We start from the raw sequence: 24,159 nt of genomic DNA, 5'->3' as shown, positions 1-24,159 counted from the left end.
GCTCAACGGTCTTTATCCTGTTTCAGAAAATGTATCAACACGGTTTCCCGTTGTGTATTGATGGCTGTTTGCACGGCATCCGGCCATTCATAATAACCTGCTCCTGATTTGCTGCCCAGCTTTCCTTCCTGCACTAATTGCTCCAGCATGGACGACGTACAACTGGCATTACTCAGTGATGGAAACAGGTAATTACTGATAGCGGCAAAAACATCCAGCCCGCCCATATCGGCCGAAAGCAGCGGCCCGGTTACGGGAAGGCGTCTGCCCAGGCCAAAAGTTACTGCAGCGTCAATATCTTCCTTGCTTGCCACACCTGCTTCCAGTAAGTGCTGTGCTTCCCGGAGTAGGGCGTATTGCAGCCGGTTACCCACAAATCCTGGTATTTCTTTTTTTATGTGGATGGTTTTTTTACCCATTTGTGCCAACAAGGTATTGGTCCTTTTCAGCACTTCCGGGGTGGTTGCCGGCAGGCAGCATAGCTCCACTAAAGGCACCAGATGCGCAGGATTCCAGAAATGGGTAATAATAAAGCGGTCCTGGTGTTGTAAGTGTTCAGCGATCTGTGAAGCACTGAGCCCGGAGGTATTGCTGGCCAGTATGGTATCAGCTGCGCAAAGGTTTTCCAGCTGGCAGAACAACGATTGCTTCAGGGCAAGTGATTCAGGGACTGCTTCAATAACAAATGTGCTGTCTTTCACTACTTCAGTCAATTGCGTACTGAAAAAAATCCTTTCCTGTATTTCCGGCAATGCTGTTGCCGTCAGTACCCCATGTTGTACCAATACATCCAGTTTGGCCGCTATTCCTGCTTTTGCACGGCCAATCTCTGCCTCATCCATCCCCGCCACCTTTACGGAAATACCGGCACAGGCAGCATTGAGCGCAATAGAATGGCCCATAGTGCCGCATCCTATGATCGTCAGTTTTTCCATAATGGGTAGTTTATTCATTTTCCGGTGTTAGTTGCAGCTCCCGTAGGTCAAGGAGCGCACCTTTGGAGAAATCAGCATCCGGCCTGAATACGATTTCCTGCCGGCCTGCTTTCAGTTCAATACGGCCAATAGGTTTTAAGACATATGTTTCCCAGGAACCGGACTTTCCTACCACACCTTTCAAAGACGCCCCACCAGCTGTCAGTACATATGATTTACCAGCTTCCGCATCATCAACAGACCATTCCATCTGTACTGTATAGTTCCCGGCTTTCAATACGTTTACATCCCATACTATCGTGTCTTTGGCAGTAAACCACCCAAACGCCTTCCATTCAGGCATATATTTGATGGCTGGTCCTTTGGCTTTACCCTTTTCTGCCAACAGGCGAATAACATTTTTTTCATCAGGTGATACCGTCTGGTCTGTAATTGCAGTGTCTTCCTGAACCGTTGTGCCGGTATCTTTACTTTTTTCATCTGCCCCCGGAGCTGGCTGCTGACACGAAAAGATCAGGGCGGCAGCAACTGTGGCTAAAAGCGGGCGTAAAAATGTTTTCTTCATCAGCATAAAATTATTGTAAGGGTGTGATATAAATCAGGCGCCATGTTTCATAATAACCGTTACCTAACCATGCACTGCGCTGTTATGAATTTCAAATGGGAATTTTGTTATGGTAAAGAAAAGCAATCCTTTTGGGTTAAAGTATCCTGCTGTTAACCAAGTATGCCTTGCGGTTAACCTTTTTAAGGGATGCCGGAGGCATCCATGACCAGTAAAATCCATTATGCAAAATGGGCAAAAACCTATATCTTCACTGGAAACGTGTATACATCCTGCGAAAGGCATGCTAAAACGGGGGGTAACCTATCAACCAAAGTTTAAGATCTGGTCAACCGCTGTATTTTATGTGAAGTTATAACGGGTAACAAAATACATATCACCATGAGGTTATTGCAAACTGAAATTACGCCGCTAATCAATGACCTGTTTTATATCGATGTGAGAAAGCAGCCTTTTCTTTCTTCCCCCTTTCATGCACAACCTTCCTTTCATGCACATCCGGAACTGGAGCTGGTATTCATTGTAGAAGGATGTGGCAAACGTATTATCAACAATAAAGTAGAGCCATTTGAAGCCGGTGATATGGTATTTGTCGGCTCCTATGTACCACATATATGGCTAAGTGCCCCGGCTTTTTATGAAGCGCATTCGCCGCTGGAATCAAAGGCGATTGTTACTTACCTGAATCCGAAATTATTCGGGGATGCATTCAAATATATCCGGGAGTATGACAGTATCCGGGAAATGATCAATCAGGCATCAAGAGGCATCCGTATTTTGGGAGAAACCAGGAAGGTAATTGCGGAGCAACTCATCAGGCTCTCGACCCAGACCGGGTTTGAAAAAGTAGAGGGATTACTGCGGATACTGCACCTGATCTCTGTTTCCAGTGAAACGTCGTACATCGTGGACAACCATGTGGATCAATTGGAAACCGCAGATTCGGACCGGTTAATTACCGTCATCAAGTATATCAAGGAGCATCTGCACCAGCACATTTCCCTGAAAGAAATTGCGGCGGTGGCTTGCATGAAAAAACAATCTTTTTGCCGGTATTTTAAAAGCCGCACTAAAAAGAGTTTCTCCCATTATCTGGAAGAGCTGCGGATGGAATATGCAAAGAAACTGCTTCTGGAAGATCGCGGAGGGATCACAGACGTTGCGCATGCCTGCGGCTATATCTCTACTTCGCATTTTTGCAAAGTGTTTAAAGATTATAACGGCAAAACCCCTTATCAATACAAGATCAGTATCAATAAAGGGCTTGTCTTAAAACCAGGTACGCTGTATCCGTCCTGGTAGTTTTAATATAGCAGGAAATTACCTGCTTATATCATTGAATAGTTTTACTGCTGCTTTTATCTCCGGCACATTGTTATGCCAGTTGCCTTCTCTTTCGATAATATAGTAACCACTGAATTGCTGTTGTTTCATTTCGTGGCAGATGGCGCGGAAGTCTATCACGCCGGTGCCTAAAGGAACATCCGCAGCATCGGTTTTATCGAAGGTGTCAATGTCTTTGATGTGCAGCGCAATGATGTGCCCTTTTAATTGCCGGAGTGCCGTTACGATGTTAATGCCACTTCGGGCCCAATGTCCCACATCTGCACATACACCCAGTTGTGGCCTGCCTTTCAGTGCTGCCAGTACCGAATCAGGATGCCAGAAACGGCTGCTGCCTCTGGGGTGATTATGCAGCGCAATTTTTATCTGATACTGTGTACCAAGCTTGTTTAATAAGTCAAAATGTTCCGGCTGCGGTTCGGTGGTAATATAGGAGAGACCCAATGCGTGGGCAAACCGGAACGCCTGTTCCCATGCTTCTTTGGTAGTGGGAGCGGGAAGGTATGCCGAACGCATCTGCAACTTTCGCTGCAACAGTTGGTTTTTGAGCCATTGAATACTGTCGTCCGGCATAGCAGGAGAGAAGGTACTTCCCCCCTTTTCCAATAGCTGGCCTCCAAACGCTTCTATATATTTTACACCGGTGCTGTCTGCTTTCAATAACGCTACTTCCAGCGGGAAGAGCCGGAAAGACCAGGCCGCTACACCTGTATGTGCGGATCTTTGCGCATATAATGCGGGACTAAAGCATGCCTGCATCACGAACAGGATAGCGGCAAAAAAAAGACCTCTTTTCATATGAGTAATTAAAAAGGAGATGGACTAACAGTGGCCCACCTGTTGTTCATGATAATAGCCTGACCAGTGATGTGTTTCATCGACCAGCCTCCGGCAGCACTTCTTTGCCTGATACCAGTTGAATAACTGGTCTGGCGGAATAAAGTTAGCGTGGAGGCAGGAGAAAAAATACCTGGCCGTTAACATAATATACAACAACGTTACCCGGGGCTTTTCAAATGCATTAGTTCACCTTTTCTCCCGCCTTTTTTACAATAGGCTTGTCATAGTAAATATATCCACCGAAATGACTTTTGCGGATATATTTATTAAATATTCTTGCCCGGACTATGAAATCTGTTAGAAATATTATATATATTGTCAGAATGAGTTTTTTCAACTGATCTTATTTACAGCACTATTTGTAATCATTTCTAAATTTCACGTTTATGACTACTGATGTTAACAAGAGCGCACTATTTAACGGTAGTTGTTTTGCCCTTATTACTACAGCTTTTACATTTGCCATCAGGGCCGGGATATTGACCCAGCTGGGATCGCAGTTTAATCTGACAGCAGAACAACTCGGATTTATCAATTCCATGTGGTTTTTAGGATTCCCCATCTCTATGATCATAGGTGGATTGGTTTACCACAGTTTTGGTCCTAAGAACATTATGCGGGTGGCTTTTATTGCCCATACATTGGGAATAATACTCACCATCTACGCTGGTGGCTATACGCTGCTGCTTATTTCTACGTTGTTTATAGGTTTCGGAAACGGATGTACGGAAGCAGCCTGTAATCCTATGATTGCAGATACTTATTCCGGTGTGAAAATGAACAAAATGCTCAACCGTTTCCACATGTGGTTCCCCGGTGGAATTGTTATCGGCAGCCTACTCTCCAAATTTATGACGGATGCAGGATTAAGCTGGCAAGTTCAGATGTGGGTGATTATGATTCCCACCATTATTTATGCCGTATTGTTTTACGGTAAAACCTTCCCCACACCTCAGGTAGCGGGAGCTACTTCTATTGTTGAAAATCTGAAGGCGATGGTATCACTGCCGTACATATTCCTGTTCTTCTGTATGGCACTTACTGCGATCAGTGAATTTGGCCCTCAGCAATGGGTAGGACTTGTGATGAGTAACAGTGGCGCCAGCCCGATGCTGATCCTGGCACTGGTTACAGGATTAATGGCGGTAGGTCGGTATTTTGCAGGTCCTGTAGTACAGCAGTTCGGACAAACAGGTGTATTGCTGATCTCTGCTGTTTTTGCCACGATAGGTATTTATCTGTTCAGTGTAGTTACCGGACCACTTGCTTATGTAGCGGCAGTATGTTTTGCTATCGGTGTTTGTTATTTCTGGCCTACCATGGTAGGTGCGGTAGCGCAAAGAGTACCGCTTAGCGGAGCTTTGGGGATGTCGATCATTGGTGGGGTAGGTATGTTTTCCAGTTCCATTTTCCAACCAATTATTGGCAGATGGATTGATCTGGCCAGGGTGGAAAGTGCGCAGAGCGGGCTTACCGGTGCAGAGCTGGAGCTTGTAGCAGGACAGGAAACATTGGCTAAAATGGCTTCCTTCCCGGCAATACTGATTATACTGTTTATCATATTTTTCTTCTGGCAAAAAAAATCAAAAACTGAAACAGCGCTGGCGGCACATTAAGCCGGTAATGAATTGATATAAAAGTAAAGCTCCTGTTTTATTAAAACAGGAGCTTTACTTTTATATAGCGGGTAAGCAATTTTTCAATTATACCAATCCATGCTTTTTACACATTTCCCGGATCAGTTTTAGCCCGTTCTCTGCCATATCCCAGGGTTGCGAAAACTCCCGCCATACACCAATTGCATTGGCGAAATCCGGATCATTACGCGTAAAGCCTTCAATAGTGAGCCAGCCCTGGTAATTAATGCTGGCCAGGGTGGAAAACGTTTCATCCCATGGTACATGCCCGCTTCCGGGAGTACCCCGGTCGTTTTCGCTGATATGTACATGTCCCAGTACCGGTGCTATCCTGGTGATAGCTGCCCCCAGTTTTTTTTCTTCTATGTTGGCATGATGGGTATCAAACATAGCCTTTACATTGGGATGCGCTGTTTTATCTATCAGGTAGGCCAGTTGGTCCATAGTATTACATAAATAACACTCAAATCTGTTGACTGCTTCCGGTGTAAGCAGGATACCAGCCTGAGCAGCATGATCACCCGCCTGCCGCAGTACCTCTGCACTCCACATATATTCCTGCTCAGTAGGCGCACATTTGGAGAATGTGGTAAATGCAGAATGGAACGGACCGCAGATTACTTTGGCCTGCAAATCATAAGCGCGGTCTATCGTCCATTTTATCTTTTCCAGCGCCTGGGCCCGTACGGTGGCAGACGGATCAATCGGATTATAGTCGGCCCCCAGTACAAAAACAGCCGTCGTCTCCAGCCCCAATGTGGCAGTATAATCTCCTATTTGTTTATAGGCTTTTTCATCCGGTGCACCTATCAGAAATTCTACGCCGTCATAGCCGGTTGCACCCAGACGTTCGATGATCGGCTTCAGTTCATCAGAAACAACTGCGGACCAGGCCAGTACATTAAATCCTATTTTATTCATCTTGTTAAAGCGCTTATTGGTTTAAGTATCCGGTTTAATTTATTGTTTTTGTGGCTTCACTATTTCTCCCGGCATAATCAGTGAATTCCAGCCGGCAAGATCTGAGGGTTTTACATTGGCTTTGTAACCATCAAAATTAAAAGTGGTAGGCTTATAGGGACCTACAAAGTCAACATTACTGGTAGGTTGTATCTGCTTTTCCATCCCCATTGTCCAAAAGCAGGCATTCACCAGCATACGGCGAAAGCCTTCATTCAGCAAGTCTTCAGAAGCACCGTGCGTAGTGGCAAATGCCCGGCCGCTTGCACCTGAATCGAGTTTGTAATTCCGGATCCAGGCTACCGGTAATTCTTCTTTTGACGGGTCGGCAGGAGCATCAGGCGTCATGCCGTTCAATACTTGTCCACGCGCCAATACGGTAGAGCCGGTTTGTTCAGGATAGGCATTGTATCCGCCACTTTGTACAAAGATATTTTTCACCCCTGCCATCACCGGATGGTTTTCCTGGCCTTTTTCTATAACGAGCCTGGAGGCTTGTTCATGATTTTTGCCATAATGACCTACCCAGGTTTCGCCCAAAACCATTTCTCCAAAACCATGTTTCCATGATTTCATAGGACCGTCATACTCATAACTGTAATGCCCCCACTTAGGGTTGTCAGGATTATTAAAAGCATGTGTAGCTGTTCTGAGTCCTACTACGGGTTTGCCTTTTTCAAGGTAGTCGTTAATATGCTGCATTTCCTCATCAGCGAAATTGGAAAACCGCGTAAAGATCACCATCAGATCGGCTTTATCCAGCGCTTTCAGGCCCCGGAGGTCTGAGCCTCCCGGCAGGATATTCCTGTTTGAATCAAGTGCAAAAATGACTGTACAGGTAAAGCCGAAGCGATTGGCAAGAATACGGGCTAATGCCGGTAAGGTTTCTTCGGACCGGTATTCATGATCAGACGCGATAAAAACAATATTTTTTCCATGACCTGCACCGTTTTTACCCTTGTAGACAACGCGGTATTCATCGTATTGCTGGCCGCATGCTGCTTGTGTGATAACGAGCATGCATAAAAAAAGAAGTCTTGTTATCAATTTATTCATAGTTACTATTTTTTAACAACTTTAATTACACCACGCATCATTTGTCCATGTCCGGGGAAGGTACATAAAAAGGGAAAATCGCCAGGTTGCGCAGGGGCTTTGAATACAAGCGTTTGTTCCTCATTGTTATTAATCAGTTTGGTAGCATGCAATATGTTTTTATTATCTGGTATGAATGCTTTATCAAACCCTTTGCTTCCCAAATCGATAGCTGCCTGCGCCACCTCATCTGCTGATCCGGGTGATACGATAACGAGGTTGTGCGGCATAAAGTCAACGTTTTTTAACGTCAGTTTAAAAGATTGCCCGGTAGCAATGATGATTTCTTTGGTATCAAAGCGCATTTTTTCCGGGATAGTGGCCACGATAACAGTAGCACCACTTTTTCCGGTAATGTCTACCTGTTTGCCAGCAGGTCCTTCTCCGGCAGCATGAACCGTCTTTGCCGTAACGCCGGTATCACTGGAATGTGCATGCGCAGCATGCGCGACCATGTTTTTTTCCTGGTATTTCCAGAACCATGCTACCCGATCGGCTGCTATCACCGCGTTCTTCACAGGTGATTGCTGTAATTGTGTCAGCAGGGGCTGATTGTACACATTAAGCTGCTGATGCAACCAAAGAATTTCCAGCAATGCATGCGCACCATCTTCTGTATTGGCGCTGAATTGTTTGGTCCATTCCTGGGCTTTGCTGATCACCTCTTTGGAGTCTCTTCCGCTTAGCTCAATCTGTACCAGGTGACGTATTTCATTCACAGGATGCCTGAGCAGATCCAGGAGCTTTTCAACCGGTTCTCCGGCAATGGGAACATGTTCCTGCAAGGGACGGCCCTTTGCTGTAATACGATAGATTCTGCCATGGATGTGATCTCTTTTGGGGTCCCGTATATTATGTTGCATATGACCAATGAGCGGGTTTTGCCAGTCACTGATATACAGGGCGCCATCATCTCCGATAACGCCTGATGTGGGTCTGAAATTTGGATCATCAGAATACAGCATGTTGCCGATCTCTTCTCCCCACACTTTCCCATTGTTATAAGCCAGTTTGTAGCGCTTGATGCCCTGGAAACCGATTACATTATAGATCAGGAAATTGTTTTCATATTCCGGAGGAAAATGTGTGCTGGAAAGTATCTGGTGCCCAGGCACAGGACGAACGGTTTGATTAAGCAGCTTACTTGTCTTAAAATCTTCCGGATTCGGTGTGCCGGAACCGTTATTGTCCAGATATACCTGGTATGCCCTGCCGGTGGTGCCATCGGTAATAAACTGGTATCCCCATTTATCGAAGCTGATACCATGTGCGTTGGGGCTGTTCTCTACTACGAAATCAAACTGATAAGTGCGGGGATTGAACCGGAATAGCCCGGGCTTGTCATTTTCCTGGTTTTTGCCCCAGGGTGTTTCTACGTTGCTCACCATAAACACACCTCGCTGATAATAAATAAATCCATCAGGGCCGAAGAAAAGATTATTGGCACTATGATGGGTATCAGCTGCATCTATGCCTCCCAGGAGTACTGTCCGTACATCCGCTTTACCGTCACCATCGGTATCTTTGAGGAATAAAATATTGGGAGCAGAAACTACGATGACACCATTATTCCAGAACTCGAAACCGGTAGGGTTATGTACTCTTGCAAAGGTGACAGCAGAGTCGGCAACGCCGTCATTGTTGGTATCAGTCAGTACCACCAGGCGGTCCTTCATTTCTTTCAGCGGCTCCCGTTTAGGATAAGTTTCCCAGGCGGCCACCCAGATCCTGCCTTTCGTGTCCCTTTTAACAGTAACGGGATTGGCTATTTCAGGGAATCTTTCTTCAGAAGCAAATAAATTTACTTCCAGGCCTTTCGCGATATGCATTTTACTGATGGCATCCTGGCCACTCAGGTAAATGACGGAGTCCTTGAAGTTGGTTTCCACTTTTAAAGGAGGAGGTACGTTGCTGTCATCGATAGCGGTATCCACTGCCCATGATTCCCAGGCACCCCAGAAAGGTTCTTCTTCATCCGTTAAAGGAAACACGCCTTTTTTTTCCTGCGCGATAGCCCAGATACGCTTATCCCTGTTGGCAGTCATCGTATCCAGCATCTGCAGCTCGCGTTGCAGTGTTGCGTAATTGCCATGTAATTCACTTCTGCCTCCCCAAACATCGTTACCATCCGTTGCCCGGTAGCGATTAAACCAGCAGCCATTTTTGTTCAATACTGCCTGCCGTAACTTAGTAAAGGAAGCCTCTCCGATTTCCGGCACTTTGCCGGTAAGATCCTTTGTGATCAGGCGGGATACTTGCAGATTGCCTTCCTCATTCAGGTGTATCCCGTTGATGGTGAGTGGTTGCTTTGCTTCTTTATACAATTGTTTGGAGCCTTCAAACAGGTCTACAAACACAACCCCTTTTGCTTTAGCCACTTCAGATATCACGCGTGTATATTCCTGCAGCCGCTTGTTATTCTCTTCTCCTGAAGGTAGGTCAGGGTTTTTCAGGTCTTCATGTGCAATCGGAGAGAAAAGGACAATGCGTGGGATATCTTTTCCATTATACTTCTTCTGTTTTGTAGTGTCAATCCATGCCGCCAGTTCTTCACCAAATTTCGCGGGGGTATTATCAAATGATTCATTATACCCAAAAAAAGCAAAGATGACATTTGCCTGAACCCGGGTAAGATGTGTATCCGGATCTCCGTAGTCTTTGTGTGCCCGTGGGCGGTGCTGCACCTGGTCGCCCGTGAATCCCAGATTGCGGAATACCAGTTCGTCTTCCGGATATGACGCCTGGAGATAGGTTTCCAGAAAGCCATTGTACTGCATTCGTTCTGCGAGTGCGTTTCCAACAAAAGCGATCCTGTCGCCTTTATGGAATTCAAATTTCTTTGGTTGGGAACACCCGGTGACAGCCACCAGGAATGAAATACAAATGCCCCAAAGCAGGCTTTGCCCAAAGTTTAGCTGATTAACTTTCATCTGTTTAATGCATTAATAACGTGGTAGATAGCATTTAAGCCGGACAGGAAGCAATTCACTCCCCATCAGCTCAGGTAAAAAGTTAATATATGGTTTAATATTCACAATACTATCCTGTTGCATCCTGTAAAGCAGGAAATTAATACAGGTATTTGGGGAGGGGGTAGTGTTTTAACAAGGAAGGGGAGGTAAATGAATGGGGTATTAATTGGGAGGGTCTTACATCCGGGGTATAAAAAAACTGACTATCAGGCTGCTTTTTGCTGTTTGCCTGATAGCCAGCTATGTTATGCGGAAAATACTTAAAACCGGTAACCGGCAGTCACCGTGAAGGTCCTGTTTTTAACGGTACTTCCCCCTGCATCCTGGATGCTGGTCAGCCCTAGCTGATAACGTGCGGAAATGCCTATGCCGATAGGGAAAAAATACTCCGCTCCGGCAACCCCTGAAAAATCACTGCTCTTGTAATCCTTTTTGGAATCAACCTCATGTTTCTCCCGTTTGCTTTTAAAGGAATCCTGTGCACCTATCAGGTAACTGTATTGGGGCCCTATATAGATGCCTAAGCCTGTATTAGGTATTTTATACTTAACCAGCACTGGCAGCGACAGATAATTGAGGGTGGATTTCAGATCCCAGTTACTGGAATCCAGCGCTCCGGGAAATTGAGAAGAGATAACACCATATGGAACGTTGTATTTGGTACCCTGCTGAGAAAAGGATAGCTCAGGCTGTAAGTACAGTCCCGCAGTTAGTGGGATTTCTGCAGAAACCCCAGCGATCAGCCCCGTTTTAGTATTTCCTTTAATGTTCAGATTTGACATAGATATAGACAAATTGGAGAAATTAGCTCCCGCATGTACCCCCACTTTTACCTTTTGGGCAAAACTAAACACCGCTGGTGTCAGTAAGAGGGCCAGCAACAAAATCTTCTTCATGATAAGTTGTTTGTAATAAAATATTAATGGTTTATAAATTTGACAAATAAAAATATAACATTTTTCATACCGGTATAAGTAGTCTGATAAGTATTTGATATCAGCTTATCAAGTGGCCTTTTTCCCTATCTCGTAAATACTTTTCCCTTTTGGAGTTTGAGGAGGGATACCTCCATCATACTTTTACAAAACAAGAACAAGCTATCGAAAAATTTTATCCTCCCGGGAAGCAGACAGCTTCTTTGGAGGATTATTGAAGTTAAGCATATGGAGCCAGCAAAGAATTGCATTACTACCGCATCCACCTGGAAAAAGAAAAAGGGAAAATCCTGGTTCCGGCGTATCAATGACTGGTTACATTTGTGGTTAGGGCTGGTTTCAGGAATTATTATTGTTATTGTCAGTGTTACAGGCTGCATTTATGTGTTTGAGAAAGAGATTACTGCTGCCACGCAGCCATACCAGTTTGTACCGCCCCAAAAACAACCTTATCTGTTGCCCTCCCAGCTAAAGACGATTGCACTTAAAACCGCTTTTGGAGATAAAGCCAATGATCCGGATAATAAACTGTATGGTATTGAGTATGGCGATAGCGGTAAGGCAGCTATTGTAGCATATATAGATAAAGAGAACGGATATACCATGATCTATCTCAATCCGTATACGGGGGAGGTATTGAAGCAGAAAGTCTTAAATCAGGATTTTTTCCGGATCATATTGATGGGACATTATTATTTGTGGTTGCCTCCTGCTATTGGTCAGCCGGTAGTGGCGTGGTCTATCCTCATTTTTGTGATTATCCTGATTTCAGGACTGGTGATGTGGTGGCCTAAAAGATGGAACAAAGCAACCAAAGATGCCAGCTTCAAAATAAAATGGAAAGCAAATTTTAAACGGGTGAATTACGATCTGCATAATGTGTTAGGGTTTTATGTGCTACTGCTTGCACTGATTATTGCTCTGACGGGATTGGTATGGGGATTTGAATGGTTTGCCAACGGAACTTACCGGATCACTTCCGGAGGAAAAGCATTGGCCGCATTTGAAGTGCCTGTTTCTGATACTACTATTGCAGCTACTGCACCTCCAACGGATAATGTGGACCGGTTATGGCTGCAGGTACAACAGGAGTATAAAAACGAACCTCAGGCGAGTATACAGCTTGGTTTTCCTGATAAGCCGGCAGATCCTATAGAAGTGTATTATAATCCCGAAGTGGGCACCTATTATAAAAGAGAACTGCGTTATTTTGACCGTCATACTTTAAAAGAGTTAAAAGGAGGGGGCGTGTATGGGCAAAAGTATGCAACTGCCTCTACAGCAGATAAGATTTATCGCATGAACTATGATATTCATGTAGGTGCCATTCTGGGACTACCAGGGAAGATTCTTGCCTTTTTTGCCAGCTTTATTTGCGGTAGTTTACCTATTACCGGGTTTTATATCTGGTGGGGTAAAAAGAGAAAAAAGAAAAAGAAAGCAGTAGTGCCGGTTCGTGCAGTACCTGTAAATACAGAAGTAACCCCGGTGCAATGGCACTAAATACCTGTTTTACAGGCAGATGCGTAACAAGGGCCGGGAGTACACTTTTGCCGCAGTGGGAAGTATTTGCCTGGGATAGCGTTTATTAACCCCTATACATGGCTGTGAGGTGTCTTATTATCTCAAAATAATAGCCATCTGCATGCTACATCATACCTTTTGCCATTTTCTTTGGCGCTTTTTTCCTTTTCCCGGATAACATTTATTAAATTTAGTACTGATCTAATTAAATCCTTATGAAATTTGTTATCGCCCTTGCCAGCGCCTTTAGCAGTTGTTTTTTGTATTCCCAGTATAGCCATGGACAGCCCAGCATGGCAATGGAGAAAAAATGGGAAACAGACACCGTTTTTCAAATACCTGAATCCGTATTGTATGATACTAAGCGGGAGGTACTTTATGTATCTAATATTCAGGGCGACCTAAGCGCCAAAGATGGGGGCGGGTTTATTTCAAAACTGTCGCCCGAAGGAAAAGTGCTTCAGTTACAATGGGTAAAAGGGTTGAACTCGCCCAAAGGCCTGGGACTGTTTAAAAAGCAGTTATATGTAGCAGATCTTGATGAAGTAGTAATTATTGATGTTGATAAGGGACGTGTTATACAGCGGGTACCTGTAACAGGAGCAGAGATGTTGAATGATGTGACAGTAGATCAGCAGGGGGTAGTATACATTTCAGATTCCCGTACCAGGAAATTACATCAGCTGAAAGATGGGGTAATTACGACACTGGTAGAAAATCTGAAGGGGCCTAATGGCGTGCTTGCCACTGCTGAAGCATTTTATATTCTTGATGATGGTGCATTGAATCAACTGGAAAAAGATGGCACTGTAAAGAAATTGCTGAATATTAGTAAAGCTCCGGATGGTATTGAGAGAATCAGTGAAGGGGAGTTTGTGATCTCTTGCTGGCCCGGAGAAGTATTTTATGTGAATTTAGCTACGGGCATGGTGCACAAGATGCTGGACACCCAGGCACAAAAGCTCAATGGGGCAGATATCGGCTATAACGCCCGCAAAAGAATAGTATATGTGCCTACCTTTTTTGGCAATAGTGTAGTGGCTTACCAGTTAAAATCATTGCTGAAATAGTAAGCAGAGAGCATGACGTTAATGATGCCGTTGATATGCAATGAGGGGTATGATTTTCCCTAATTCAACCAATTAAATGTGCGGTACTAACCACCTTCAGTTATGGTTATATAGAAACAGGTGCAGGTTATGTGCCCTGCTGCTATTACTATGGCATGCCCCTTTAGTGGCACAGGAGCCTGCTGCTATTTCCTATAGTTTCAGACATCTCAGTATTAAGGATGGGCTGGCTAGTAATCATGTTTCTGCGATTCTGCAGGATCGTAAAGGATTTATTTGGATTGCCAGTACTGCATTGCAGCGGTATGATGGTACCAACCTCGTAACGGTTGCCACTTTTGATAAAGTACCAGGCTCTATTTATTATGATGATATCTGCCTGTGTGAAGACCGCAAAGGACGTATATGGATAGGAGCACCGGATAATATACGGATGTACGATCCTATTACTTCGAAGGTAAAGGTGATAAAAGTAGATATGATGTCGGCCGGCAGCCATGGCGCTTTACAATGCAGCCATATTATTGAAGATCATAATGGCGTTATCTGGGCCACCTCACAGGAAGGGCTGCTATATTTTGATGAAAAAACATTCCAGTTCAAACGGGCAGAAATGATTCCTGAGGCAAACAGGGTACAAATGCATGATGCCATAGTAGAAGATCCCGAAGGTAATCTGTGGATCAGTGGCAGACCGGGGATCTTTATACTGGACAAACAACGGAAAAACTTCTATACCGCTGTTAATAATCCTGAAAAACTATCGGTATTAACTTCCAATACGGGCACCAGCTTCAAAAAATTCTATATAGACAGGAACGGCTTGCTCTGGATGCTGGGACATGGGGGAGGTGTATACCGGTATAACTTTAACAGCAAAAAGTTGGATCTCTACCTGTTTCAGGCACCGGTGGCAAAACGGGAAAAAGCAGGTGCGCCCTATCTGAATGCCGCCTTGTTTGATATTACCAGTGATATGGATGGTAATATCTGGGTAGCTACTGAACTGGATGGTATCTACCGCTTTGATAGCCAGAAAAACCGCTTTACAGTTAATATCCGGGCAGGTAACAATGATGCCCAGGGATTACATTATGACTATGAAGCCAATTGCTTTTTAAACGACCGGGATGGTCATCTCTGGATAGGAACGGACCGGGGAACAAACATCCTGAGTTTGCATAACCACTCTTTCCGCATTTTTGACAACAGGACGAGCTTTGCAAATACCAATGAACGATTGCCGGAAGCTGAAGTGACCGGCATGTTCCAGTCAAAAAAAGGAGATGTTTATGTGGGTTACTGGGGAAAGGGATTAAGCCGCCTTAATGCATCGCTGGAGCTGAAACAACAATATACCTATGGTACCAGTATTCCGGCCTTATCATTACCCGAAGAACGCGGACAGGTATGGTGTTTTGCAGAACTGAAAAACGGTAAAGTGCTGGTGGGGCAGGAGAATGGCTTTCTGTCTGTACTGGATCCCAACACCGGTCAGTTTACAGAACACCTGCACCCTGCGGTGTTCCAGAATCAAACCATTATGCATATGATGGTGGAAAGTGATACCGCTGTCTGGGTAGGGCTTTATAAAAACGGATTAGCCAGATGGAACCCCCAAAAAAATACCTTCTATGCGATACCGCAATTAATTAACCGGATTAATCGTACTACTGCTGTAATGGATATGGTGCCCCAGAATGACTCACTGATATGGCTGGCCACCACCACTGCCGGACTGGTACTCTTAAATCGTAATACCTGTGAGGTAATGCCGCAGGACTATTTTAAGTACGGACATCTTACCGTCAGCAATATTACCTGCCTCTATAAGTATAATGATACTACTTTGCTGGCTGGAACAGATCACGGCCTTTGGGTTTATAATACTTTGAGGAAAACAAGCCAGCCTTTAAAAGTAAATGGAGATGTTTTTGAAGAATGGGTACTCAGTATTGAGAAAGATACCAATGATAAAGTCTGGTTTACTACACAAAATGGCTTTTACCGCTTTAGCCGGAAACTCTTTAGCCTCGAAACTTTTGTGCAGGCAGATGATATTATTGACAACAACCGGAAGGTAAGACGGCATATCCTGAAATTACAGGATGGCAAACTGATGGTAGGTGCTTCCGATCATTTTCTGGCTTTTGATCCTGCCGAATTACGGGTAGCGCCTCCTCCTCCGGATGTAACTATTATTGCACTCAAAGCAATGGATAGCACCGTACTGATTGAAGCAGAGGAAAGAGCCCATCAGCCGGTGGTACTTTCCGCCAAACAAAATTTTATCAGTATTGAGTTTAAAAGCCTGCAGTATCATCATGAGAAAATCCGTTATTATTATCAGCTCACGGGTGTAGATGAGAACTGGGTAAGCGCTGAAAAGCTGTTGGTAGCTAAATACACTAATCTGGCTCCGGGTAATTACATTTTTAAAGTGCGTGCCGTAAATACATCCGGTACTTTTTCCAGCCGGATCACCCAAATGCCTATATCTATTACTCCCGCTTTCTGGCAAACACGGTGGTTCAAAATACTGGGCCTGCTGCTGATCGCCGCCCTCGTATATGTATACTTTAAAGTACGCATCTATAACATTAAGAAAGAGGCCAGAAAAAGAAATGCTATCCAGCAGCAGATTGCACAACTGGAAATGAAAGCACTGCGTGCACAGATGAATCCGCATTTTATCTTTAATGCACTTAATTCTATCCAGACATTTGTGATGAAAAGTGAAACAGAGCAGGCATTGGCTTATTTAAGCCGGTTTGCCAGATTGATCAGAGATGTACTGGACAATTCACAGCTGAATAATATCACCATTGCACGGGAGGTGAAGATGCTGGAAAACTATATGGAACTGGAAAAGCTGCGTTTCTCCGAACAGTTTGAATACAGCATTACTATCGATCCTGTGTTGGATATTGATTTCCTGGATATCCCTACCATGATTATACAGCCCTTCGTGGAAAATGCGATCTGGCATGGCTTGCTCCATAAAAAGGAAAAAGGAAAACTCGTCATTGCTTTTGCCAGGGTCAATGACCGGATTCTCTGTACTGTTACGGATAATGGCATAGGAAGGGAAAGGTCGGCAGCCGTAAAACAACTTAATCCACAGCAAATGCATCATTCCCGTGGATTACAAATTACCCGCGACAGACTCTCTTTATATAACAGCCGTTTTAATGTGGAAGCCTCTTTTGAAATAGAGGATATCAAAGATGAAGCCGGCAACCCGCTGGGTACAAGGGTAAATTTATGGTTCCCGCTGGTAGAAGAATAAAAAAATCCGTTGCACATATGCTATATATGTACAACGGACCAGGATGGTTACCTGTTTTATGCCAGGCCTGTTTCGTAATGTCTTTCCGGAATTTCAATATCAAGAAAACCTTTTTTGATCAGCCAGTTACGGAAGATGGACTGCACTTCATATTCCCCATGCACCAGGAATAATTTTTTCACCTCCTTGGGATCCTGACATGCCAGCCATTGGCTCAGATCTTCGTAGTCGCCGTGAGCGCTCATGGAACGTATGATACCTACCTCCGCATTTACTTCAAAGCGGGTACCAAAAATGGAAACCTCTTTGGCTCCCCGCATCAGCCTGCCACCTAATGATTCCGGTTCACAATAGCCTACAATTAAAATGGTGTTGCGTGCATTCTCAATATTATTGGCAATATGGTGTTTTACTCTTCCGGCTTCAGCCATACCCGATGCAGAAATGATTACACAGGGTTCTTTCCGGTAGTTGAGTAATTTAGATTCATCCACAGATTTTACATAACGTAGTCCTGGAAAATCAAATGGGTCATCATCTGTTTGCAGGACTTTAGCTACCGCTTTATTAAAGCATTCCGGGTGTGCTTTTGTCACTGCGGTAGCTTCCATGGAAAGCGGGCTGTCCACAAACATATCTACCTTAGGAAGTGTACCATTTTCATAGGCAGTGTTCAGTGCATATAATAATTCCTGTGTTCTACCTACACTAAAGGCAGGTATAATGAGTTTACCTTTTTTCTGTAAGCAGGTTTCCCGAATATGACGCAACAGCTCCGCATCTGCCGGAGCGGCATCCGTATGGAGGGTGCTGCCATAGGTAGATTCCAGTAAAATATAATCTGCCTGGGGAAAGGTATCCGGAGATTTTAAGATGGCATCACTAAAACGGCCAATATCTCCGCTGAAACTGATCTGTTCTGTTTTACCATTCTCCGTAATCCGGAGATGTACGGCTGCGGCGCCAATAATATGTCCCGCATCGGTAAACATTAATTCTATGTCCGGATCAATCCGGTGCCACTGCTGATATCCCATTGGTTTTAATGAACCAATCGCTTTTTTTGCATCTTCTATTCTGTACAATGGCTCTATATATGGGCGGCCATCCTGCGCACGTTTTTTATTGGTAAACTTCACATCATCTTCCTGTATTTCTGCGGAGTCTAACAACAGTATTTCTGCCATATCGCGGGTAGCAGGTGTGCAATAGATAGTACCGGCATAACCTTGTTTTACCAGCCGGGGGATTAATCCGCTGTGATCGATATGTGCGTGCGACAACACCATATAGGTGATGGCGGTTGGTTCAAAACCAAAGTCCCGGTTCAGCGCATCCGTTTCTTTTCCCATTCCCTGGAACATCCCACAGTCCAGTAATATTTTTTTCCCATTCTTTAAAGTAATCAGATGTTTAGAGCCGGTTACAGTTTGTGCCGCGCCATGAAATGCTATCTTCATAAGAGTGAATTTTCTTTTAACTGATATTACAGGAGCTTGTTTTAGCTTTTACTTTTAAAGGACCATGTGATCCGGAAACTTGCAATTAATGTGCCGTCTTTATTTTTTCCTTCACTATTGACCGTAACGGTAACCGGCTCTTCCTGGCTCAGGGCCTGTTCTATCGCGGCATGTATTGCTTCTCCTTCCTTGCAGGTAAACCAGGTGATGCCCACCGCTTTTTTTACAAACCCGGCTTCCATTCCGGTAACTAACATGGATATACGTTTGGGAGCATTGTTGATATACATCATTGCCAGCAGCCCGGTACTCATTTCTGCTGCCATTGATAAACAGGCAAAGTAAGTAGACCGGAATGGGTTTTGTGATAACCATTTATAAGGTACAGTAATAGTACACCCTTCGGGATACAAACTGATCACCTTTATGCCCGAAAGCCATGCGCTGGGCAACTTCCACAAAAGATACAGGGGGAACTTTAACGGGTGCTGTACAAATCTGATAAACCTGTTTAGCGATTGCCGGGATATTACCGGTACTGTTGTGGAAGTATTGCCGTTCATAGCCGTGTTATTCTTTAATGTAATTGACCGGATCCAGTGCTGCGGGTGACCATTGTTTATAGAGCTCAAGCAGCTTTTGTTTGTCGTAGGAATCCGCCGATTCGAGGAGGCCTGTATTTTGTGTGTGCAGGCGATTACCTTTGGCATCCAGTATCACCAGCACCGGAAATCCAAAACGCTGTGGAAAGCCCAGCGATTTAAGTATGGGCAGGTTTTTATTTTCCTTGCTGTAATTGAGGTGATAGACAATATAACTCTTATCCTGGGCTTCCTTTAGTGCAGGATCATCATTCACAAATTTATAGAGTCTTTTACACCATATACACCAGTTACCACCTATTTGCAACAGTACGTGTTTTTTCTCAAGAGCCGCCTGTTTTACCGCAGCAGCAATATCTGCCTGCGCATTGGCATCAGGATTATAGATGTGTTCAAGATCATGGGTTTGCGCCTGCACAACCGGTATAGCGAAGGAGCAACTCAACAGCAGCAAAAAAACATACTTCATCATTGTTATTACGTTTATTGATAAAGGTTAGCATTTATCTCCAATGGTATCAATGCAGGTAAAGCGTAACCGTGATATTAAATTTAGGTAAATGTGGGCATATATTATGCAATGATTATGTTAAAGCCAGTTGCTGTACATATGTCTGGATAGCGGTCTGGGCATTTACATGCGGCGTATCTTTGCTGGTATCCGGTAAATGCTCCATATTGGCATCCAGTGTTGCCGCATTGGTATTGTCTGCCAGCTGCAGCGCAATAATGTCCTTCAATTGCTGGCGCAATGCGGCATCATAAACCGGAAAGCATACTTCAACACGCCGGTGCAGATTGCGGTCCATCCAGTCGGCCGATCCGGAATACACTTCTTCTGCGCCATTATTATGAAAGATGAACACCCTTGCATGCTCCAGGTACCGGTCTACTATCCGGATAATACGGATATTGCTGCTGAAAGGCTGTCCGGGGATCAGACAGCAGATACCGCGTATGATCAGTTGTATTTGTACGCCTGCTTCGCTGGCAGCATATAATTTTGCAATCATATGCTTTTCCTGGAGGTTGTTTAGTTTGATGGTAATATGTGCCGGCCGGCCAGCGCGGGCATGTGCTATTTCCCTGTCAATGCAGGCTATAAAGCGGTCTACCAGGTTGAATTGTGCTACCAGCAGATGATGGAATTTCAGAAAACGGTAGGCTGCCGGCTGTTCCCTGCTTTGCAGGTACAGGAAGAGCAGTTCCATTTCCTGGGTAATGCCCGTATGCGCCGTGAGCAATACATGGTCTGTATAAAACCGGGCAGTACTTTCATTAAAATTACCGGTGGCCATAAGACCGGTATAATCCCATTGAAGCCCCCGTTGCCGTTTTACCAATGCTATCTTGGCATGTACCTTTAGTCCGGGAATGCTGTAAATGATCTTTACACCTGCAGCCTTCATTTGCTTGGCCCATTTCATGTTGTTCTCTTCATCAAACCGGGCTTTCAGTTCTACAAATACCGTTACCTGTTTGCCGTTTTGTGCGGCACTCATCAGGGCCTGTACTATTTGTGAGCCGGCAGCTACCCGGTAAAGGGTAATGTATATTTCCTTTACCTGAGGGTCAATGGCTGCTTCGTTAAAGTAGCGCAGAATATAATCATAGCACTGGTAAGGCAGATGTATTAAAAGATCCTGCTGCTGTATCAGGTCAAGGATGTGTGCTGCCTGCTCAATCTGCGGGATGATACCAGGGGTACTCTTTTTATACGTCAGATCGGGGGAGGGCACCGGCATAGGCAGTTGCGCCAGGTCTTTCAGGTTATGGTACCTGCCGCCTGCGACCATTTCATCCGGTAAGATATTGAAATATCCTGCCAGTAGCTTTTGCATCAGCACAGGCATAACACCATCATATAAAAAGCGGGTAGGTATCCCAAGTTCTCTTTTTTTAATAAAGATCTCTATCTGCTCCAGGATATCCCCCTTAAATTCATCCATGTCTGTTTCAGCATTACGGGTAATTTTAATACTGTGACAGGCATTTACCTGGTACCCAGGGAAAATATAGGCCAGGTTTTCCCGGATCACATCATCCAATACGATCAGATGGTGAACGCCATCGATAGCAGGTAGTGTGGAGAACCTTGGCAGTTGTGCACTGGGGATATTCACTAACGCATATTCCTGTGTATCCGGAGCGGTAGCTGCACTCAGGGATACTGCCAGATAGAGTGCATTGTTTTCCAGGAATACGCTGTCAGGTTTTCGTTCTTTTAGCCAGATCGGCCGTAAATAACCAAGTACCCGTGTCAGGAAATAAGCCCTGATGTCTGCCTGATGAACAGGAGAGATGGCTTCTTTATAATACAGATGCACCTGTTGTGCTTCCAGTGCGGGCAGCAGCTGACCGGTAAATACCTGTCCAAAAACCTCCTGCTGCCGGCTGATTTCCTGCTGTACCAGCGGAAGGGTTTGTAAGGTAACCGTTTCATCTCCTGTAAGTACAGGTTTGCTTTCCATTAACCGGTGAATGGCTAATATCGCGGGCATGCGCACCCGGAAAAACTCATCCAGGTTAGAAGAAAAAATAGACAAAAAACGGATCCGTTCATATAATGGAACAGTGCTTTGCTGTGCCATACATAACACCCGGTAATTAAATGACAACCAGCTCAGATCACGATTATATAATGGTAATGCCACGAAGAATAATATTAATCAATAACCCTTTACAGGAAAAAAGATGGCGGCAGTCATAAATGCAAGAACAGATATGATCAGCCCAAACATAAAAATGTTGTAGGAAATGCGCAGCAGTTTGTATTTCCGGCCCAGCACTACACCCAGGTGATACACGTCCTTGGTCATACTACCATACAGGTAGTCGGGATTGTTCATCATTTGTTTCATCCCCCAGTCATAATCCTGCAACGACATTTTATAGAAGTTGCCGAAGAAAAGAAGGTTGGCTTTTTCTTTATGGATATCATCCTTGGTAAACACACCACTGGTAATATTAGGCCGGGTGGCGAGAATAGCAAAGATGATAGTGGTAACACTGGTAAATAAAAAAATGAACGAAGGGATCACCATGTTGGGATAGTCTTCCAATCGCCGTACCAGTACACTCAGGATCACTGAAATGATAATGGAATTTACAGAGATCATAATATTGGCCTTGCTATCAGCCATGGAGCTCAGGCGGATATGATTGGTGGATGTAATGCGGAACATGGTTTCCACCCCACGCCCCAGTTTCTTTTCTTTAAGAGGTTTGTCTTTCCCTGCCTCTTTCCCCGAAACCTTAGGGACATTACTCCCGCCGTTTTCCGGTGCAGGGATACCACGCATAATTGGTACAACGGTATTGTCTGTCGGTTGGCCGGAGGAGCTTACGCCAGCCAGCGCTGCATCTGCTGCCTGTTCCTTTTCTGTTGCCGCTTCCTGTTTTTTCTCCAGTTTGCTTTTCAGCTTGCGGAGATTTTCTTCTTTTTGTTGTTTATAGCGGGTCTGGCAGTATTCCGTAAAGTAATGATGCTGTTCTAAAAAAACGATGGTAGTTGTTGTCCAGGCTATACCACTGATCTTTTTATTACCTACCATTTCTACTTCCTGTTTTAGCAGTTTATTCCTCACTTTAAAATCTTCCCTTCCCAGGTGGGAGAGGTCTGCATCGCAAACAATCTGTTCTGGCAGGCTTTGTGGGGATTGCGGCATTTTAGTAGCCAGGATGCAACGCTTCACCATCTCCTGTATAGGAACCGTTACCTCCTGTTGCTGTAAAAAGCTAACGGCTTCGGCCGCACCGTTTTCTTCATGCCGGTCGGCGGTACCCAGCAGATAACCCAGATCATGAAACCAGGCCGCTACAAACACCGCTACCAGTTCATCTTCCGGCAAACGGTAATGTGCACATATCTGCTCGGCAGACTGGACCACCTGTTTCGTATGTACCAGGTTATGATAAACCAGCTGCGGGTGCGGATGTTCCTGATATTGTTGTGTAACGTACTGCCGGGCAGCTTCTATGATGAGTGCTTTTTGCATGGAGAATGGTTATAAACATAGTTGCAATACAGCAAGTTACTGCTTTTTTGAGTTACTTTTACGTACAAAAGCTACCTGTATGCACCTGCGATTCCCAATTATCTTACTGGCTGTTTTTCTATCCTGCAATGCATATACTGACCGCGATCAGAAAAATTACGCATCTCCCAAAGGATATAGTCTGGATACTCCTGTAAAATTCCGGGTACGTGAATCTTTACGGGAAATTTCCGGTATTGTATTGAACCCGGACGAGCAGCATATTGTTGCTATTAATGATGAAGATGGAAAAGTGTTTCTGGTGGATGTACATGCAGATCAGCCATATCCTACCTGGAAGTTTGCCAAAGGAGGGGATTATGAAGATATTGCCTATACGGGGAAAGAATGGATGGTACTAAAAAGCAACGGGATGCTGTACCAGGTTCATGGGCTCTTTACAGACAGTACTTCTTCTACGCACTTCCGTTTTCCGGAACCGGGTAAGCGGGAGTTTGAATCGGCTTACTTTGATCCGCAACGCAATAGTGTGGTGATCATTTGTAAAAACTGCGAAGAGGATAAAAAACAGGGTACCACCACCGCTTACCAGTTTGATATGGGAACGATGGTATATCATTCCGAGCCGGTATTTAAACTGGATGTAAAAGCAATAGCAAAGCTCGCAGGAGTACCACTCAAGAACTTCAAGCCTTCGGCAGCTGCTATTCATCCTGTAGAAAAGCGCCTGTATATTGTGGCTTCTGTGAATAGCCTGCTGGTCATTACAGATTTGCAAGGGAAAGTACAGGAGGCTTATAATCTGAAGCGTACGCTGTTCCCGCAACCGGAAGGAATTTCATTTGCACCTAACGGCGACATGTATATTTCCAATGAAGGAGGTGAAACACTGGCCAATATTCTTAAATTTAGCTACCACGCAAAATGAGTAAA

18 protein-coding genes are annotated in these 24,159 nt (G+C 44.6%); 6 read left to right on the top strand and 12 right to left on the bottom strand.

All coding sequences use genetic code 11. The annotated features are described in order from the left end of the window. Positions 1-2: 2 nt before the first annotated feature. Both ABR189_RS13895 and ABR189_RS13890 read right to left on the bottom strand, forming a co-directional pair. On the bottom strand, positions 3-953 hold the full coding sequence (locus tag ABR189_RS13895) for a 3-hydroxyacyl-CoA dehydrogenase family protein (protein WP_354661119.1): 951 nt from the start codon (positions 951-953) through the stop codon (positions 3-5). Continuing rightward, complete coding sequence (locus ABR189_RS13890) at positions 946-1,500, bottom strand: carbohydrate-binding protein (protein WP_354661118.1); 555 nt, start codon at positions 1,498-1,500, stop codon at positions 946-948. Before ABR189_RS13890 ends, ABR189_RS13895 begins: the two co-directional genes overlap by 8 nt. Positions 1,501-1,881: 381 nt before the next feature. Between ABR189_RS13890 and ABR189_RS13885 the strand changes: the two genes are divergently transcribed. Then, on the top strand, positions 1,882-2,802 hold the full coding sequence (locus ABR189_RS13885) for a helix-turn-helix domain-containing protein (RefSeq protein ID WP_354661117.1): 921 nt from the start codon (positions 1,882-1,884) through the stop codon (positions 2,800-2,802). Between the two features lie 18 nt (positions 2,803-2,820). Here the strand turns inward: ABR189_RS13885 and ABR189_RS13880 are convergent, their stop codons facing one another. Then, complete coding sequence (locus ABR189_RS13880) at positions 2,821-3,642, bottom strand: sugar phosphate isomerase/epimerase family protein (protein WP_354661116.1); 822 nt, start codon at positions 3,640-3,642, stop codon at positions 2,821-2,823. Positions 3,643-4,070: 428 nt separating this feature from the next. On the opposite strand from ABR189_RS13880, the gene ABR189_RS13875 reads away from it, so the two are divergent. Further along, positions 4,071-5,300, top strand: coding sequence for an MFS transporter (locus ABR189_RS13875; protein WP_354661115.1), 1,230 nt, complete (start codon positions 4,071-4,073; stop codon positions 5,298-5,300). An 87-nt stretch (positions 5,301-5,387) separates the two neighbouring features. Here ABR189_RS13875 and ABR189_RS13870 read toward each other — a convergent pair whose 3' ends face one another. The 4 genes from ABR189_RS13870 to ABR189_RS13855 form a co-directional block, all read right to left on the bottom strand. Further along, on the bottom strand, positions 5,388-6,242 hold the full coding sequence (locus ABR189_RS13870; protein WP_354661114.1) for a sugar phosphate isomerase/epimerase family protein: 855 nt from the start codon (positions 6,240-6,242) through the stop codon (positions 5,388-5,390). Between the two features lie 39 nt (positions 6,243-6,281). Continuing rightward, positions 6,282-7,337 carry a ThuA domain-containing protein gene (locus tag ABR189_RS13865; RefSeq protein WP_354661113.1) on the bottom strand — a complete coding sequence of 352 codons (1,056 nt, stop codon included), beginning with the start codon at positions 7,335-7,337 and terminating at the stop codon, positions 6,282-6,284. Between the two features lie 5 nt (positions 7,338-7,342). Then, positions 7,343-10,306, bottom strand: coding sequence for a PVC-type heme-binding CxxCH protein (locus ABR189_RS13860; RefSeq protein ID WP_354661112.1), 2,964 nt, complete (start codon positions 10,304-10,306; stop codon positions 7,343-7,345). Between the two features lie 302 nt (positions 10,307-10,608). Continuing rightward, positions 10,609-11,244 (bottom strand): porin family protein, encoded by a 636-nt coding sequence (locus tag ABR189_RS13855; protein WP_354661111.1) that lies wholly within the window; start codon positions 11,242-11,244, stop codon positions 10,609-10,611. A 267-nt stretch (positions 11,245-11,511) separates the two neighbouring features. Here ABR189_RS13855 and ABR189_RS13850 point away from each other — a divergent pair, with 267 nt between their 5' ends. The 3 genes from ABR189_RS13850 to ABR189_RS13840 all read left to right on the top strand — a co-directional run bounded on the left by ABR189_RS13850 (position 11,512) and on the right by ABR189_RS13840 (position 17,166). Beyond that, entirely contained in the window at positions 11,512-12,786 is a 1,275-nt protein-coding gene (locus ABR189_RS13850; protein ID WP_354661110.1) for a PepSY-associated TM helix domain-containing protein, read from the top strand. 236 nt (positions 12,787-13,022) lie between these two features. Continuing rightward, a complete protein-coding gene (locus ABR189_RS13845) occupies positions 13,023-13,877 on the top strand; it encodes an SMP-30/gluconolactonase/LRE family protein (protein ID WP_354661109.1) in 855 nt (284 codons plus the stop codon). Between the two features lie 76 nt (positions 13,878-13,953). Continuing rightward, on the top strand, positions 13,954-17,166 hold the full coding sequence (locus ABR189_RS13840) for a two-component regulator propeller domain-containing protein (RefSeq protein ID WP_354661108.1): 3,213 nt from the start codon (positions 13,954-13,956) through the stop codon (positions 17,164-17,166). A gap of 56 nt (positions 17,167-17,222) precedes the next feature. On the opposite strand, the gene ABR189_RS13835 is transcribed toward ABR189_RS13840, so the two are convergent. From ABR189_RS13835 to ABR189_RS13815, 5 genes are all read right to left on the bottom strand, one after another. After that, complete coding sequence (locus ABR189_RS13835) at positions 17,223-18,626, bottom strand: MBL fold metallo-hydrolase RNA specificity domain-containing protein (protein ID WP_354661107.1); 1,404 nt, start codon at positions 18,624-18,626, stop codon at positions 17,223-17,225. Between the two features lie 41 nt (positions 18,627-18,667). Next, positions 18,668-19,189: a DUF4442 domain-containing protein gene (locus tag ABR189_RS13830; RefSeq protein ID WP_354661106.1), complete on the bottom strand. Its 522-nt coding sequence runs from the start codon at positions 19,187-19,189 to the stop codon at positions 18,668-18,670. A 7-nt stretch (positions 19,190-19,196) separates the two neighbouring features. After that, positions 19,197-19,700, bottom strand: coding sequence for a thioredoxin family protein (locus ABR189_RS13825; protein ID WP_354661105.1), 504 nt, complete (start codon positions 19,698-19,700; stop codon positions 19,197-19,199). A gap of 112 nt (positions 19,701-19,812) precedes the next feature. After that, the gene (ppk1, locus tag ABR189_RS13820) at positions 19,813-21,882 is read right to left on the bottom strand and encodes a polyphosphate kinase 1 (RefSeq protein WP_354661104.1); all 2,070 of its coding nucleotides are present in this window, start codon (positions 21,880-21,882) and stop codon (positions 19,813-19,815) included. A 15-nt stretch (positions 21,883-21,897) separates the two neighbouring features. Continuing rightward, complete coding sequence (locus ABR189_RS13815; RefSeq protein ID WP_354661103.1) at positions 21,898-23,226, bottom strand: Pycsar system effector family protein; 1,329 nt, start codon at positions 23,224-23,226, stop codon at positions 21,898-21,900. A gap of 79 nt (positions 23,227-23,305) precedes the next feature. On the opposite strand from ABR189_RS13815, the gene ABR189_RS13810 reads away from it, so the two are divergent. Beyond that, entirely contained in the window at positions 23,306-24,154 is an 849-nt protein-coding gene (locus ABR189_RS13810) for a hypothetical protein (protein WP_354661102.1), read from the top strand. Positions 24,155-24,159: the final 5 nt, after the last annotated feature.

The sequence above is a fragment of the Chitinophaga sp. H8 genome (assembly GCF_040567655.1).
Classification (GTDB): Bacteria; Bacteroidota; Bacteroidia; order Chitinophagales; family Chitinophagaceae; genus Chitinophaga; species Chitinophaga defluvii.
The sequence above is the reverse complement of the archived record's forward strand: the minus strand, read 5'-3'. Positions and strand labels throughout refer to the sequence as shown.